This window comes from Psychrobacter sp. 1U2 (genome assembly GCF_051847575.1).
Genome location: NZ_JBPYDC010001345.1, coordinates 1 through 622 on the forward strand (window position 1 = coordinate 1; position 622 = coordinate 622).

General features: G+C 46.0%; 1 protein-coding gene. It reads right to left on the reverse strand.

The window, feature by feature from the left end; all coding sequences use genetic code 11:
• On the reverse strand, positions 1-622 hold a 622-nt coding region (locus ACS8FD_RS22000; protein WP_439277434.1), incomplete at both ends, for an SDR family NAD(P)-dependent oxidoreductase.

Here is a 622-nt window from a genome sequence, read left to right on the forward strand (position 1 = left end):
AGTCATCTGAGTCTCAATGAAGCCTGGAGCAACCGCATTTATCGTCATGCCTTTGTCATTGTCTGCCAACTGTTTTGCAGTCGCATCGACCAGCCCAATGACACCAGCTTTGGAAGTAGCATAGTTGGTCTGACCAAGGTTACCTGCGATACCAGAGATTGAAGACACACATACAATGCGAGCATCTTCTTTTAATACATCATTATCAAGTAAATAACGATTCAATCTAGCAATACTGGCAAGGTTAATATTGATAACCATATCCCACTTTTTTTCATCCATTTTGGCAAGCGTTTTATCACGAGTAACCCCTGCATTATGAATGATAGCATCAAGACCGCCACGCTTTTTGGCAGCTTCAGCGATTTGCTCGCCGGCATCATCACTAGTGATATCAACCATCAAAGTCGATCCACTAATCTCGCTTGCAACCTTTTGTAAGTCAGCTTGTTGCTGTGGTACATCTAGGCAAATGACATGTGCGCCTTCACGAGCCAATACGCGAGCGATCGCCTCACCAATACCGCGACTGGCGCCAGTGACTAACATCGTCTTGCCACCTAATGGCTGCGTCCAGTCTACTTCAACCGCATTACCCTTACCGACACGTACGACTTGTCCT